The organism is Thalassotalea euphylliae (assembly GCF_042682785.1).
Classification (GTDB): Bacteria; Pseudomonadota; Gammaproteobacteria; order Enterobacterales; family Alteromonadaceae; genus Thalassotalea_F; species Thalassotalea_F euphylliae.
Map to the genome: position 1 here is coordinate 1 of NZ_JBHUIB010000003.1, position 14,693 is coordinate 14,693.

The 14,693-nt window shown below is 43.8% G+C and carries 14 protein-coding genes and 1 pseudogene; all 15 read right to left on the reverse strand.

What is annotated here, in order from left to right; all coding sequences use genetic code 11:
* Nucleotides 1–327 (reverse strand): annotated as a pseudogene (locus ACFSJY_RS07150) (acyloxyacyl hydrolase); the annotation flags it as partial.
* Between the two features lie 331 nt (nucleotides 328–658).
* Entirely contained in the window at nucleotides 659–1,627 is a 969-nt protein-coding gene (gene lipA, locus ACFSJY_RS07155) for a lipoyl synthase (protein WP_386032727.1), read from the reverse strand.
* A complete protein-coding gene (lipB, locus tag ACFSJY_RS07160) occupies nucleotides 1,627–2,277 on the reverse strand; it encodes a lipoyl(octanoyl) transferase LipB (RefSeq protein WP_386032729.1) in 651 nt (216 codons plus the stop codon). Before lipB ends, lipA begins: the two co-directional genes overlap by 1 nt.
* An 80-nt stretch (nucleotides 2,278–2,357) precedes the next feature.
* Entirely contained in the window at nucleotides 2,358–2,621 is a 264-nt protein-coding gene (ybeD, locus tag ACFSJY_RS07165) for a DUF493 family protein YbeD (protein WP_386032731.1), read from the reverse strand.
* A gap of 15 nt (nucleotides 2,622–2,636) precedes the next feature.
* Nucleotides 2,637–3,488 carry a D-amino acid aminotransferase gene (locus tag ACFSJY_RS07170; RefSeq protein ID WP_386032733.1) on the reverse strand — a complete coding sequence of 284 codons (852 nt, stop codon included), beginning with the start codon at nucleotides 3,486–3,488 and terminating at the stop codon, nucleotides 2,637–2,639.
* Nucleotides 3,488–4,675 (reverse strand): serine hydrolase, encoded by a 1,188-nt coding sequence (locus tag ACFSJY_RS07175; RefSeq protein ID WP_386032735.1) that lies wholly within the window; start codon nucleotides 4,673–4,675, stop codon nucleotides 3,488–3,490. Before ACFSJY_RS07175 ends, ACFSJY_RS07170 begins: the two co-directional genes overlap by 1 nt.
* Nucleotides 4,676–4,806: 131 nt before the next feature.
* Nucleotides 4,807–5,643 (reverse strand): septal ring lytic transglycosylase RlpA family protein, encoded by an 837-nt coding sequence (locus tag ACFSJY_RS07180; protein ID WP_386032737.1) that lies wholly within the window; start codon nucleotides 5,641–5,643, stop codon nucleotides 4,807–4,809.
* Nucleotides 5,644–5,651: 8 nt separating this feature from the next.
* Nucleotides 5,652–6,767 carry a rod shape-determining protein RodA gene (rodA, locus tag ACFSJY_RS07185; RefSeq protein WP_386032739.1) on the reverse strand — a complete coding sequence of 372 codons (1,116 nt, stop codon included), beginning with the start codon at nucleotides 6,765–6,767 and terminating at the stop codon, nucleotides 5,652–5,654.
* Nucleotides 6,767–8,746: a penicillin-binding protein 2 gene (gene mrdA / locus ACFSJY_RS07190; RefSeq protein WP_386032741.1), complete on the reverse strand. Its 1,980-nt coding sequence runs from the start codon at nucleotides 8,744–8,746 to the stop codon at nucleotides 6,767–6,769. The genes rodA and mrdA overlap by 1 nt, the downstream gene beginning before the upstream one ends.
* 6 nt (nucleotides 8,747–8,752) lie before the next feature.
* Entirely contained in the window at nucleotides 8,753–9,223 is a 471-nt protein-coding gene (gene rlmH / locus ACFSJY_RS07195; protein ID WP_386032743.1) for a 23S rRNA (pseudouridine(1915)-N(3))-methyltransferase RlmH, read from the reverse strand.
* A gap of 22 nt (nucleotides 9,224–9,245) precedes the next feature.
* Nucleotides 9,246–9,563: a ribosome silencing factor gene (rsfS, locus tag ACFSJY_RS07200; protein ID WP_386032745.1), complete on the reverse strand. Its 318-nt coding sequence runs from the start codon at nucleotides 9,561–9,563 to the stop codon at nucleotides 9,246–9,248.
* Between the two features lie 91 nt (nucleotides 9,564–9,654).
* The gene (gene nadD, locus ACFSJY_RS07205) at nucleotides 9,655–10,338 is read right to left on the reverse strand and encodes a nicotinate-nucleotide adenylyltransferase (RefSeq protein WP_386032747.1); all 684 of its coding nucleotides are present in this window, start codon (nucleotides 10,336–10,338) and stop codon (nucleotides 9,655–9,657) included.
* A complete protein-coding gene (gene holA, locus ACFSJY_RS07210; protein WP_386032749.1) occupies nucleotides 10,325–11,368 on the reverse strand; it encodes a DNA polymerase III subunit delta in 1,044 nt (347 codons plus the stop codon). The genes nadD and holA overlap by 14 nt, the downstream gene beginning before the upstream one ends.
* 2 nt (nucleotides 11,369–11,370) lie before the next feature.
* Nucleotides 11,371–11,883 (reverse strand): LPS-assembly lipoprotein LptE, encoded by a 513-nt coding sequence (locus ACFSJY_RS07215; RefSeq protein WP_386032751.1) that lies wholly within the window; start codon nucleotides 11,881–11,883, stop codon nucleotides 11,371–11,373.
* Nucleotides 11,884–11,920: 37 nt separating this feature from the next.
* A complete protein-coding gene (gene leuS, locus ACFSJY_RS07220) occupies nucleotides 11,921–14,500 on the reverse strand; it encodes a leucine--tRNA ligase (RefSeq protein ID WP_386032753.1) in 2,580 nt (859 codons plus the stop codon).
* Between the last annotated feature and the right edge of the window lie 193 nt (nucleotides 14,501–14,693).

Below are 14,693 nucleotides of genomic sequence, written 5' to 3' on the forward strand. Positions count from 1 at the left end.
ATACAACAAATTCGTTCCATCGTTATATTGGTTTAGCCCTGCATTCGAGTAATGGTTCACTGCGAGTTTTATCGTGTGATGTTGTAGAGGGGAGATGCCAAATTCAGCTTTATTCTCGAAGAGCCAATTGTCAACTAAATCACGGTTGTGCCACTTAATTGCATCGACATAGGTTACCCCAATACCTATTCGATAAAAGACATCGACACCAAAGAGAGTGTCATTGATGGTCAGTGTGGGTGTCATAGCGTCTCCGATAATGTCTCTGCCGTAATGATTATCCCAGTCCCAATAACTTGCATCGACACCGAGATATACATTGACGTTAGAGAATTGGTAGAAGGGGAGGTTTTGAGCATGACTGAGTTATATTTATATTGGCTGACAGATGTTCCTCGTAAGAAGGGAGCCTATTGATATACTAATTTGAAAAATGAGCCTTTATAAACGCTCTTTTAAGGCTTGAAAGGTGAAAGGTAGGTCAATATGTCATCTAAGGCCAGTTTAGCTTCAAATCGTAGATGCAGGCCCTAAGAGAGTGGTTGTTGATGGGAGAGGTAAATCGACGCTACTGCGTGATAGGCTACAGCGTGATAGATAGGGCAAGCACTGACATATGGCGTCTGCCTTAATGCCGTGCTTGCTATAGTATTAATCCTTAGCTAACTTCTTCACCCGCAGCTTGCTTGTCTGCATGGTAGCTAGAACGAACCAATGGGCCACAAGCAGCATGTGCGAACCCCATTTTCATCGCTTCGTCATGGAACATTTTAAACTCATCAGGATGAACGTAACGCTCTACTGGTAAGTGGTGTTTACTTGGCTGCAAGTATTGACCAATGGTCAGCATGGTAACGCCATGCGCACGCAAATCGCGCATTACCTCAAGAATTTCTTCGTTTGTTTCACCTAGACCAACCATTAAACCTGATTTTGTCGGTACATCAGGATTAGCTTCACCAAATTTCTTTAACAAATCGAGCGACCACTGGTAGTTAGCTCCTGGGCGAGCTTTCGTGTAAAGGCGAGGCGCCGTTTCCATGTTGTGGTTAAATACATGAGGAGGGTGCTCATTTAAAATTTCAAGCGCGCGATCCATGCGGCCTCTAAAATCAGGCACTAAGATTTCAACTTTTGTATGTGGAGCGTGTTCATCTATTTCTTTAATACACTCTGCGAATTGACTTGCGCCACCGTCACGTAAATCGTCACGATCCACCGATGTAATTACAACATATTTCAATGCCATATCTTTAAGCGTAAGTGCTAATTTCTTTGGCTCTTCTGCATCAGGCTTCAGTGGACGACCATGGCCGACATCACAGAAAGGGCAACGACGCGTACAAATATCGCCAAGGATCATGAACGTAGCGGTACCATGATTAAAGCACTCAGATAAATTTGGGCATGAAGCCTCTTCACATACAGAGTGAAGGCCATGTTTTCTCAAACCCGCTTTAACTTGATCAATTTTCTCTGTAGTCCGCGGAAGCTTGATACGAAGCCATTCAGGCTTGCGCAACATGGTTTCGCGTTCAGAGGCGACAACTTTAATTGGGATGTGCGCCATTTTTTCTGCGTCACGCAGTTTAGTTCCTGGTGCAATTTTTGAAGATTTAACAGTCATTAATCAATTTCCAAGCCTGATTGGTATGCAACATCGGTCGCATCAAACAGTTTAATCATTTGCTGAACTAGTGCATTGCCCGCCTGTTCAACAGTTTCTGGTCCACCAATATCTTTGGTCTGAATCATTTCTAAGCCAGCATACCCACAAGGATTAATCCGCAGGAACGGCGCTAGGTCCATATTAACATTGAGCGCTAAGCCGTGAAATGAGCATCCTTTACGAACACGTAAGCCAAGCGATGCTACTTTTTTGTCATCGACATACACACCAGGAGCGTCAGCCTTGGGATATGCTTTTATACCGAATTGGTTTAGCATATCGACGATACCGGTCTCTATTAGCGTCACTAATTGACGAACCCCCATTTTTCGACGGCGTAGGTTTATTAAAAAGTAGATAACTTGTTGTCCTGGCCCGTGATAGGTTACTTGCCCACCGCGGTCCACTTTTACTACAGGAATGTCTCCTGGCATCAACAAATGCTCTTCTTTACCTGCTTGGCCTTGGGTAAATACAGAGGGGTGTTCAACTAGCCATAATTCGTCAGTAATACTGTCATCACGATTATCGGTAAATGACTGCATGGCGTGCCACACAGTTTCATAATCCATGTTACCGAGTTGTCGAACAATCAACGAGTTATTCAATGTATTTTCTCACAAAATTCGATTTGTTGATTATATCTTAAGATAAGTACCAATACACCGTACAAAAATCGTGGTTTTACCTACAGGATATATCTTACTTGCTCGATTTTGTTTAACGACTGGTAGATGGTTTCAATATGGTCTTTACTGGTTACGCGAACAGCCACTGAAACAGACCAGTAGTTACCTTTTGCGCTCGGCTTAATTTTTGGAGAATAGTCGCCTGGCGTCGTTTTTTGCAATTCGGCGACGATAAGGTCTGGCAATTCATCACAGGCAACGCCCATCACTCTGAAGTTTAATACCGTAGGAAACTCTAATAATTCGTCGAATTTGGTCTGCATGTTTAATCTCTTTGATTAAGCACTCAGCAGGGAGTTTTTGAACTGCTGAAAGTGCTGATGAATAGCCTTTGATACTGGCCCAATACCGCCTTGGTTCACCATTTTATCATCAATTGTGACAACAGGGCTAATTTCGCGTGATGAACTGCTTAGCCATACTTCGTCGGCACTTAACAGGTCTTGGGCAGTAAACTCTTTCTGAGTGACCTTTATGGAGGCATTTTCTGCTAATTCAACAATAAGATCGCGCGTTATGCCTGCCAAAATGTGGTGGCTTTTAGGAGGGGTATAGATAACACCTTGTTTTACCATGAAAACGTTACTGGAGCTTGCTTCGGTAATTATGTTGTCGCGACACAAAATAGCTTCGTCAAAGCCTGCTTGGGCGGCTTGATTGCGCAATAGGATGTTCCCTAGCAACGATGTTGTTTTGATGTCGCAATGTTGCCAACGGAAATCCTCAATAAGAGCAACTTTTATGGGAGATAATTCCGCTACGCTGGTCGAAAGAGGCATTGGCATAATAAGCACTGTCGGTTGTGTTGAGTGCTCACTGACGTGATTTCGCTCTGGATCAGCACCTCTTGTCACTTGAAGGTAAATCGAAAGGTGGCCGCCACCATTTTTGTCGATAATCTGTTGCATCAAGCTTTGCCACTCAGCGCGACTGAAGGGATTGTGGAGCTTTATCTGCGCTAAACAGTATTCAAGTCTATCGAGGTGTTGGTCTAGTCTAAATAAGGAACTGGCGTAGACGGGAATGACTTCATAAATGGCGTCACCAAATAAAAAGCCTCGGTCAAGGACCGAGACTTTTGCTGAATCTTTGGCAATGAAGTCGCCGTTAAGAAAAACTGTATCTGCCATTAATTTGCAAATTGTAGTTTTACATAGTCCATCAAACGGCTAAACATACTGCCTTCGTTTACTTCCTGAAGTGTCACAAGTGGGTATTGCGCGATATCTTCGCCGTTTAGTGTCAAGAAAAGAGTGCCAACTTCTTCGCCTTTAGCAAGCGGGGCAACAAGTTGCTTCTTCAATTCAAAATTAGCTTCGATATTTTTCTTTTGACCACGAGGAATCGTAATTGGTGTGCTCATCAAAATGCCAAGATCAACTTGCTTGATATCGCCCATCCACACTCGGTCACTCACGAATTTCTCACCTGCTTGATACGGTGTAATAGTCTCGAAAAAACGGAATCCGTAGTTAAGTAGCTTTTTACTTTCAACTTTACGCGCTCGCTCGCTGTCAGTGCCCATAACAACAGTAACTAATCGCATATCGCCTTTCGTTGCTGATGTGACTAGGCTGTAACCTGCTTTCGAGTGGTAACCTGTTTTAATGCCATCAACATCTAAACTTTTGTCCCACAATAAGCTGTTGCGGTTGTACTGTTTAATGTTGTTGTACGTGTATTGACGTTGGTCATACAGCTCATATTCTTCAGGTACATCGCGAATAAGCGCTACTGCTAGTTTCGCCATGTCACGAGCTGTTGTGTAGTGATCTTTACTGTGAAGACCGTGGCTATTTTCAAAGTAGCTGTCTAACATGCCAAGCTGCTCAGCATGTGCATTCATTAAATCAGCGAATGCATCTTCGCTGCCTGCAACATGCTCAGCAAGCGCTACACAAGCATCGTTACCTGAGGCGACAATCATGCCGAGGTTTAGGTCTTTAACGCTGACTTCAGTGCCGACTTCGATAAACATTTTTGAAGAATCAGGAAAGTTCTTCGCCCATGCATTCTCACTAATGGTAACCATATCGTCATTTGAAATATTACCTTCTTGCAATTCACGGCCGATGATATAACTGGTCATCATCTTGGTTAAACTTGCCGGCTCTAAACGCTCATCAGCATTACCTTCAGCGATGACTTTACCGGTTGTATAGTCCATCAGAATAAAGCCACGCGCATTAATTTCTGGTGCGCTAGGGGTAACTTTTATAGATTGAGCTGTCGCAGATGAAGATAAAGCTACCGCGCCGATGAACAGCAATAGCTTTTTGCGCGATTTAGCCAGAGAGTTAGCTAATCTAAATGACATAGTATTCCTTCAACATTGTTTCGTGAGTAAGACTGTAGCCGCAGGAAATAGTGGCCACAACAGACAAAATTGCGAAACAGTATATCACTCTGATGGCTATTTTCTATGGGCAGAGCAGGGTATTTGCGGTGTTATTGTAATATTTTGCGACGGTACGCAGATTCATAGCCAGAACGTCGCAAACTGGCGACAAGTTCTGAAGTGTCGAAGCTTTCTTCAAATGGTCCCATCTTGACGCGATAGATGCCATTTTCTTCCGGAAAAATGACGTTTTGTTGGTATAGACTAGAAAGAGCTGCTGCTGTGTTTTGCGCCACTACTTTATTTCGTGTAGCGAACACTTGAATAAAGATGTTGTTGTCTTGTTCCGTAGTGGTCAAAGGTCTAGTTATATTAGGCTCTGAAGATGCTATTACTTGAGGTTCAATAACAGGTTTTACAATGGGTTTTGTTATTGCTTCAATTTTTACGTTCGCTGTGCCAGTTTTTAACATGCCAATTTTGTACGCCGCACTGTAGGATAAATCGATAACACGACTTTGATGGAAAGGCCCCCTGTCATTGACGCGTACAATCACCGACTGTTGGTTCGCCAAGTTCGTCACTTTGACATACGTTGGCAATGGTAAATGCTTGTGAGCTGCACTCATGCCGTACATGTCATAAATTTCACCATTTGACGTTAAATGTCCGTGAAACTTATTCCCATACCAAGATGCGATGCCGGTTTCTGTAAAACCTACTGCATTATCCATTACCTCGTAATATTTTCCTCTCACAGTGTAGTGTTTGTTGCCACCCCGGCTCTTTGGTTCAAAACGTGGTGTTGCGTCACGAAGTTCTGATGCTGACGGTAGACGAGAAGGTGTGCTGTCATGCGTTTGTTGGTATCGGCCTGACTGCATACTACAGCCGACTAGCAAAATGGCTGTAGAAACATATAGCGCTGAGCGAAGTCGGTTCATCATTATTTTTCTTAGGCTAAGAATCGGCGATGTGTACTAATGGCCATTAGGATGCCAAAGCCGGCCATCAATGTCACCATGGATGTGCCACCATAGCTAACCAAAGGAAGAGGAACACCAACTACAGGAAGTAAACCTGACACCATCCCTATGTTGACAAACACATAAACGAAAAAGGTTAGTGTAAGGCTGCCAGCAAGTAACTTAGTAAAGGCTTGTTGTGCGTTAATCGCAATCCAGAGGCCGCGCATGACAATACCTAAATAAACCAACAGTAAAAGCACAACGCCTATTAAGCCAAACTCTTCACTGAAAACAGAAAAGATAAAATCGGTATGTCGCTCCGGTAAAAATTCAAGCTGCGACTGTGTGCCTTGCAACCAGCCTTTACCGTGGAGGCCACCAGAGCCAATCGCTATTTTCGATTGGATTATATGGTAACCGCTGCCTAATGGATCCTGCTCAGGGTTTAGGAATGTTAGAACCCGTTGCTTTTGATAATCCTTCATCAAGAACATCCAGAAAATTGGCGTAAATGCAGAGGCAAGGCCAACACAAGTACCAATAAGCTTCCAACTCGCACCCGCTAAGAAAATGACGAAAATGCCGGAACTAGCAATAAGTAGTGAAGTACCTAAGTCAGGTTGTTTGGCAATTAACAGGGTTGGTATCAAGACAATAACAAAAGCGATTAAGATATTACTTAGCTTGGCAGGCAAATCGTGTTGGCTAATAAACCAAGCGACCGTGATAGGTACTATTAACTTCATTATTTCAGAAGGTTGAAATTGCATAAACCCGAGGTTTAACCAGCGCTGAGCGCCTTTACCAACAGTGCCTACCAGCAATACCGCTACCAACATCAGCAGGCCAATGACAAAAACGGGGACTGCCCATTTTAGGTAAACGGTCGGAGGGATTTGCGCAACAATAAACATCACCACTAGCGCGACACCGAGACGAATTCCTTGTCTAATGACAAGGGCTTGGTCCTGCCCACCTGCGCTGTAAACCACAAAAAGCCCCAACACCATTAGACATAAAATGCCTATTAAAAGCGGTAAATCTAAGTGGAGTATTTGCCAAATATCTTTTTTCTTTTGCTGGTCTTGGCCGGTACTGCGCATTACTCCGTTCCTGCTTGGTGTTCTGTTTCAGAATAGTGTTCATCGTGAGCGGGGTGTTCGCTAGGTATATAACTACTTACCACCACACGGTTGCCGAAATACTGGTCCATAATTTGTCGAGCGACCGGCGCGGCATTGGTTGCACCGCCGCCAGTAGCTACATTTTCGATAGCGACAGAGACAACAATCTCGGGTTTGTCATAGGGGGCAAAAGCAATAAACATTGCGTTATCACGTTTTCGTTCTTGTACCTTTTCTGCATCGTATTTTTCATCTTGGGCAATACGAGCTACTTGTGCGGAGCCGGTTTTACCAGCGGCATCATATTGATGACCTTTAAACGCATTGTGCCCTGTAGCACCTTCTCTTTGGACGGTACTGTGCATCGTATCTAATACCAACTTCCAGTGTTCAGGGTTCTTTAACTGGATTGGCGGTCGCTCTTCAACTTCATAGGCTTCAGGAGTCACTTTTACCGTGCTATTTTCTTCGCCCTGACTATAGGTAGTTTGCGACATGGCTTTAACAAAATGAGGTGTGCGTATTTCACCTTTGTTGACCAAGATAGACGTCGCCTGTGCTAATTGAAGCGGCGTTACACTCCAATAGCTTTGGCCGATACCCACAGAAATAGTCTCGCCGGTATACCAAGGTTGATTGAAGCGAGCACGTTTCCAACCGACACTTGGCAATATACCGCGACTTTCTTCATGAATATCGATACCGGTATGTTCGCCAAAACCAAACTTGTCCATCATGTCACTGATTTTTGTGATCCCTAGTTTGTATGCGAGATCATAAAAATAGACATTACATGATTGTTCAATGGCTTTTGTTAAGTCTACCCAGCCATGCCCCCAACGCTTCCAGTCACGATACTTATGATCAATACCTTTTAATTGATACCAACCTGGATCCCATATGCGAGTTTCCGGTGTAATCACCCCTTCTTCTAAGCCGAGGAGTGCCAGAAATGGTTTAACTGTAGAGGCGGGGGGATAGCCTTGCACAGATCGGTTAATAAGCGGTAAGTCTTTTGAATCAAGCAGTTTGCGATAATTTTTTGAGCTGATGCCATGAACGAACAAGTTACCGTCATAACTAGGGTTAGAGTACATGGCGAGTATACCGCCATCGCGCGGGTCAATGGCGACAACTGAGCCGCGCTTGCCAGCGAGTGCGCGCTTGGCGATCATTTGTAATTCGATATCTAATGTTAACGTAATATCTTTACCCGGCGTTGGCGGAGTAAAATTAAGGGTGCGAATAACTCGGCCTTGGTTGTTAACTTCTACCTCTTGGTGGCCAATGGTGCCATGAAGCGTCTCTTCGTAATATCTCTCTAAACCTAATTTGCCAATCTCACGCGTTGCTGCGTAATTTTCTGATTTCCCCTCTGCCTCTAACTTGTTGGCATCTTTGCGGTTAATTCGGGCAACATAGCCGAGGTTGTGTGTCGTTAAATCACCAAAGGGGTAGTAGCGTTTTAGTCGTGCATCAACAAATACGCCAGGAAACTTGTGCTGATTAACAGAAAAAAGGGCTACTTGTTGCTCACTCAATCGAGATAAAAGCTCGACCGGTTTGAACCGACGTTTACCTTTAATCGCTTTGAAAAACTTAGCTTGTTTCTCTTCAGATATACTCAGCAGTTCACTGATTTCGGCAATAGTAAATTCCAGATCTTCTACATCTTCTGGAATAATTTCTAAGCTATATACTGGGCGGTTCTCTGCGAGCAATACGCCATTTCGGTCGTAAATTTGGCCCCTATTGGGAGCAACAGGCAGCAACTTTATACGGTTAGAGTTAGACCGGGTTTGGTATTGCTGGTATGAGTCAACCTGAATGTTGTAGGCGTTATTGAATAAAATCAATAACATGATAACAACACCAATAAAGGCGATGAATGCTCTTCGAGCAAAAAGATTTGCTTCAGCGGTATGGTTTCGAATGGATACGCGCTTACGAGGAGCCATTATTGATTATTCTCGATGATACGGGTGATTAGTATTCACGCTCCAAGCGCGATAGAGGCTCTCAGCAATTAAAACACGTACCATAGGGTGGGGCAGTGTTAATGGGCTTAAAGACCATTTTTGTTCAGATGCTCTGATGCATGCAGGTGCTAAACCTTCTGGGCCGCCAACAAGCAATGCCACGTCACGACCGTCTAATTGCCATCGCTCAAGCTGATTAGCAAGCTGTGGTGTATCCCATGGCTTACCTGTCACTTCTAGTGTCACAATACGATTACCCTTAGGGATGGCAGCAAGCATTTGTTCGCCTTCTTTATCAAGAATGCGCGCTATATCGGCATTTTTGCCGCGCTTACCTGGCGGAATTTCGACTAAATCGAAACTTAGATCGCGAGGAAATCGCCTCGCATACTCTTGAAAGCCTTGTGTGACCCAATTGGGCATTTTGTTGCCAACAGCATATAAGGTTAAGCGCATTGTATAGGACCAAAGATCTCGCTTATTCCCAAAGTTGTTCTAGTTGGTATTTGTCGCGCTGTTCATCAGTCATGATGTGAACAACAACACTACCTAAGTCAACTAATGACCACTCGCCAACATCATTACCTTCAATGCCCAATGGTTCAACGCCTTCGGCGCGGCATTCCATGGAAACATGTTGTGCGATTGATTTGACGTGACGGTTAGAGTTACCAGATGCAATGACCATGTAGTCTGCGAAATTAGACTTTTCTTGGATATCGAGAGTAATGATATCTCGACCTTTTAAATCGTCGATTTTATCGGATACGAAAGCCGTTAGAGCTTCACTTTGCAACGTTTTTTCCTTTTATTTGATTGAACGTAAATAGTCTACCACTAAATAATGTAGTCGTTAACTGCCAGAATGTAAGAGAACACGAATATTCTTAACGGTATAAGCTGTTTGTGCAGATATAAGACCAAACTGTGTTTGGTAACATCGATTTTGCGGTTGAATGGCTTTCGCTTGAGCTGAGTAGTGCCCGTAACTGAGTCGATGAAATATCTTGCTGTATTGGCGGTGCCAACACTATTTGGCCAGCAGCGTGAAAATCAGCTTCATCTAACGTTACCAAACGGTTGCGCAGTTTTGTATTCAGTGCGGCCTTAATATTGTTGCTGTCATAACCTGGGCGTGTGCAAACTAGCAAGTTCACTCGGTTAATTATATCTTGCCATTGTACCCATTTCTCAAAGTTAAGCAGTGAGTCCATGCCGATGAGTAGCGAAAGTTGCGTATCTGGCTCATCTATTTCAAGTTCTTGCAAAGTATCAACAGTATATGAGGGTTTATCTCGTGCTAATTCTCTTGCATCGATGTTGAACGCTGGATATTCACATGCCAGTTCGGTCAGCATAGCCAATCTATCTTGTGCGCTGACTTTTGCCGCCGCTTTATGTGGCGGAATATTGGCTGGCAAGAGTGTAATCTTATCAAGCGATAGCCAGTCAATAATATGCTGCGCTATGCGTAAATGGCCTAAATGGAAAGGGTCAAAGGTGCCACCAAAAATTACTTTGATATGCTGCTTTAAAGGCCCTTGAATGTCTGAGCTCTTATTGGCTTTCATAGTCAAGGCTGAACGGTTGCAACTGGTCGGCATGAAACAGCGACAAACAGACGTCAGCTAGCAGTTGGAAACTATTAAAGTCACTTGAGGTTTTACTGACAAAATCAACAGCCGCTATTCGGTCGAGCGCCGAGTAGACATTGTCGATCGAAGAGTGTTGTAACGCATTCATGTAAAGAGGTTTGCGTTTATCCCATATTTTAGCGTCTTTAATAGCCGCGTCGCTTGGCATGCCGCCAGCGACATTGCTGAACAGTTGCTTTAACAGTTGAAGCTCTTTGTTGATAAAGAAAATAAGTTTAGCGACGGGCGTGCCTTCTTGCTCCATTTGGCTGAGCATAGCTATGCATTTTGCGGTCTTGCCACTAAGCATGCTATCAATCAAACCAAAAGGGTTAAATTTCGCTTGATTGATAACTAGTGACTCAATCGTGTCGGCATCAATAGGTTGATTGCCGTAAAGTATAGAAAGCTTCTGTAATTCTTGATCAAGTGCTAAAACATTGCCTTCAAACAGTGTCGTCAATAGATTCTGAGATTGTCTGTCTAACGTCAATTGATAATGACGTAGCTGCTTACTTAGCCAGAGGCTCATACCTTTGCTGTCTAAATCATAAATCGCGACATAAAAGCCGAGGTTGTTTAGGCTTTTAAACCATTTTCGGTTGGTTGTTGCGCCGTCTAACTTATCACCATGGAAAAGTAATACCGTATCTGGATTAGGTTGCTCGACAATCTCTGCAATGGCTTTTTGCGCCTTGTCATTTAGTTTACTTGAAAGGAACTCAAGTTCTATAACACGGCGAGCCGCAAATAAGCTCATCGCATTGTATTCGCTGAGCAATTCTGACCAATCAAATTTATCGTCTATCGCAAACCGAATGAGTTCATCAAAACCTTGATGAAGTGCTGCGGATTTTATTTGGGCAAGGCTGTCGTTCTTTTGCCAAGGCTCATCACCAAAAACAAGAACAAACGGTGGTAAAGGCTGGTTGAGTTGATTAACAAGTTGATTGTGGTAAATGCGCATTACTACGAATCAATCTGTATTGTCGCCATGTTACGTAAAATGCGATCTGCAGCTACTTTTCGCATTTCGCCAAGTAATAACGCTAACTCACGGCTTTTCGCAAGTGCTCTGTTAGGGTCATCTTGGTAATCGCGATACAAGTCGAAACTAAATTCTTGTGCATTTTGGTTCGCCAGTCGCAATTGGTATTTCACAGTATAAATAATTTCGTACTCGGCCACTTGGCCGTTTGGAAATACACTTAACGTGCGACGATTTAGTTCGTCTTTAAGAATACGTAATTCAGGTAATTCTGCCTTAGGAACAGCCACAATGTTAACGTCGTTAAGCTTTAAGTGCTGTTTCACAATACGCGTAAGCTCGCCGTGCTTATCGACAGAGCTCACGTATAGCGTTTGAAGTTCTGGTGCCAATAAAAAATCACCACGTAATTGAAAGCCACAACCAACTAACATGGATAGTGATAAACATGCAGTGATAGCGACTTGTGTGATTTTCTTTAAAACTGACACCATGAGCTTCCTTTTATTTCCTATCGACTAAAAACGCTGATTAGTTAGCAACGATGTTTAACAGTTTACCCGGCACGTAGATAACCTTGCGCACTGTTTTGCCGTCAACGAATTTAGACACGTTTTCTTCCGACATACCCATTGCTTCAACGGACTCCTGACTTGCGTCAGCCGCTACAGTAATTTTAGCGCGGAGCTTACCGTTAACTTGCACGATAATCAGTTTCTCGTCTTCAACAAGTGCAGACTCATCTACTGCCGGCCACAACGCGTCTTCAACGTTACCTGCATTGCCTAAGTCTTTCCATAACTGATGACACATATGCGGTGCGATAGGCGTTAGCATTAATACTACAGCATTGATTGCCTCTGCTAACACAGCTTTGTCTTCTGCAGATTCCATGCTCGCTTTCGATAAATGGTTCATCAATTCCATAATCGACGCGATTGCCGTGTTGAAGGTATTACGACGACCAATATCGTCTGACACTTTAGCAATTGTTTTGTGAACTTCACGACGCAATTTCTTCTGCTCAGAACTTAACGTCAAACCTTCTAGTGACGGCGCTTCACCAGCTTGTGTGAAATCGTTCGCTAATTTCCAAACTCGTTTTAAGAAACGGTGTGCACCTTCAACGCCAGAATCAGACCATTCAAGTGTTTGCTCTGGTGGTGAGGTGAACATGATGAATAGACGAACGGTATCAGCGCCGTATTGGTCAATAACTTCTTGCGGGTCGATACCATTGTTTTTCGACTTAGACATCTTGCTCATGCCTGCAGAAATCACCGGTTCACCATCAAGCTTACTAACGGCTTTAACAACTTGACCTTTCTCGTTACGTTCAACGTCTACGTCAGTTGGAGAAATCCATTCTTGGCTGCCATTTGCGCCTTCACGGTAGTATGTGTCAGCTAGCACCATACCTTGACATAACAAGCTCTTAAATGGCTCGTCAGAATCTACAAGGCCTACATCACGTAGTAATTTGTGGAAGAAGCGCGCGTACAATAAGTGAAGAATTGCGTGCTCAATACCACCAATGTATTGATCAACTGGTAGCCAGTAATTTGCTTTTTCTGGGTCTAGCATTTGGCTGTCATCAGACGGTGAACAGTAACGTGCGTAGTACCAAGATGATTCCATGAAGGTATCGAACGTATCGGTTTCACGGAACGCTTCTTCACCGTTGTAAGTGGTCTTCGCCCACTCAGGATCGTCTTTAATAGGCGACGTTACACCGTTCATTACCACGTCTTCTGGTAACTCAACAGGTAGTTGGTCTTCAGGTACTGGTACTGACTCACCGTTTGCTAGGTTAATCATTGGAATTGGTGCACCCCAGTAACGCTGGCGTGAAACACCCCAATCGCGTAAGCGGTAGTTCACCTTAATTTGGCCTTTCCCTTCTTGAGAAAGTTTCCAAGCAATCGCTTTGAACGCTTTTTTGAAGTTTAAGCCATCAAACTCGCCAGAGTTAATTAGCTTACCTTTTTCAGTGATCGCAGCAACGCTGATGTCATCTTCGTCTGTGCCTTCGATAACTTGCTTGATGTCTAAACCGTATTTCGTCGCAAATTCAAAGTCACGTTGGTCATGGCCAGGTACAGACATAACGGCACCTGTGCCGTAGTCCATTAATACGAAGTTTGCTGCCCATACAGGTACTTCTTCGCCTGTTAGTGGATGAATAGCTTTAAGACCAGTATCAACACCTTTTTTCTCGATGTTGGCCATATCAGCTTCCGTTGCACCTTCGGCTTTGCAATCTTTAATAAACGCAGCCAATTCTGCATTGTTTTCAGATGCTTTTACTGACAACGGATGGTCCGCAGCAAGCGCCACGTAAGTCACACCCATTAACGTATCTGGACGTGTCGTGTAGATATCAAAGCTCTCTTCAGAGCCTGCTACCGCAAACGTCATTTCTACACCCTCAGAGCGACCAATCCAGTTTTTCTGCATGGTCTTCACTTGCTCAGGCCAACCTTCAAGCTGGTCTAAGTCGTTTAATAGCTCTTCAGCGTAATCAGTGATTTTGATGAACCACTGTGGAATTTCTTTCTTCTCGATTAGTGCACCTGAGCGCCAACCACGACCGTCAATCACTTGCTCGTTTGCAAGTACGGTTTGGTCAACCGGATCCCAGTTAACCGTCGCCATCTTCTTGTAAACTAGGCCTTTTTCAAAAAGCTTAGTAAAGAACCATTGCTCCCAACGGTAGTACTCTTTAGTACAAGTGGCTAATTCTCTGTCCCAGTCGTAACCAAAGCCTAAAGACTTCAACTGACCTTTCATGTAATCAATATTTTGGTACGTCCATTTTGCTGGCGCAGAGTTGTTTTTGATTGCCGCATTTTCAGCAGGTAAACCGAAAGAATCCCAACCCATAGGCTGCATAACGTTCTTACCTTGCATGCGTTGGTAGCGAGAAATCACATCACCCAGGCTGTAGTTACGAACGTGGCCCATGTGCAAGCGACCGCTTGGGTATGGGAACATCGACAAACAGTAAAACTTTTCTTTACCAGGTTGTTCTTTAGCTTCGAAGGTTTTGTTTTCAGTCCAGAACTTTTGGACTTCAGACTCAATAGCTTGGGGATTGTAGGTGGATTCCATCAACAAATTCTCAGTACAAAATAGTGAAAGGCCTAAATATAAGAAGGAGAGGCTTTCATCGAGCAAATAAAATTGCGCATAGAATACCTTATCTGCCCTTGTAACAACAAGTGTCTTGGCGGGCTTTGCCCAAACATTCGTAGCGCGTCGAGCAAATGCATTTTTTCACGGGTTGCTATACTAGAACTAAGAG

What these genes read in the sequence shown, in the direction of transcription:
- ACFSJY_RS07180 (WP_386032737.1), bottom strand. Translation starts at nt 5,643, where the DNA reads ATGATGAACCGACTTCGCTCAGCGCTATATGTTTCTACAGCCATTTTG.
- holA (WP_386032749.1), bottom strand. Translation starts at nt 11,368, where the DNA reads ATGCGCATTTACCACAATCAACTTGTTAATCAACTCAACCAGCCTTTA.
- ybeD (WP_386032731.1), bottom strand. Translation starts at nt 2,621, where the DNA reads ATGCAGACCAAATTCGACGAATTATTAGAGTTTCCTACGGTATTAAAC.
- mrdA (WP_386032741.1), bottom strand. Translation starts at nt 8,746, where the DNA reads ATGGCTCCTCGTAAGCGCGTATCCATTCGAAACCATACCGCTGAAGCA.
- rodA (WP_386032739.1), bottom strand. Translation starts at nt 6,767, where the DNA reads ATGCGCAGTACCGGCCAAGACCAGCAAAAGAAAAAAGATATTTGGCAA.
- ACFSJY_RS07175 (WP_386032735.1), bottom strand. Translation starts at nt 4,675, where the DNA reads ATGTCATTTAGATTAGCTAACTCTCTGGCTAAATCGCGCAAAAAGCTA.
- rlmH (WP_386032743.1), bottom strand. Translation starts at nt 9,223, where the DNA reads ATGCGCTTAACCTTATATGCTGTTGGCAACAAAATGCCCAATTGGGTC.
- lipA (WP_386032727.1), bottom strand. Translation starts at nt 1,627, where the DNA reads ATGACTGTTAAATCTTCAAAAATTGCACCAGGAACTAAACTGCGTGAC.
- ACFSJY_RS07215 (WP_386032751.1), bottom strand. Translation starts at nt 11,883, where the DNA reads ATGGTGTCAGTTTTAAAGAAAATCACACAAGTCGCTATCACTGCATGT.
- nadD (WP_386032747.1), bottom strand. Translation starts at nt 10,338, where the DNA reads ATGAAAGCCAATAAGAGCTCAGACATTCAAGGGCCTTTAAAGCAGCAT.
- ACFSJY_RS07170 (WP_386032733.1), bottom strand. Translation starts at nt 3,488, where the DNA reads ATGGCAGATACAGTTTTTCTTAACGGCGACTTCATTGCCAAAGATTCA.
- leuS (WP_386032753.1), bottom strand. Translation starts at nt 14,500, where the DNA reads ATGGAATCCACCTACAATCCCCAAGCTATTGAGTCTGAAGTCCAAAAG.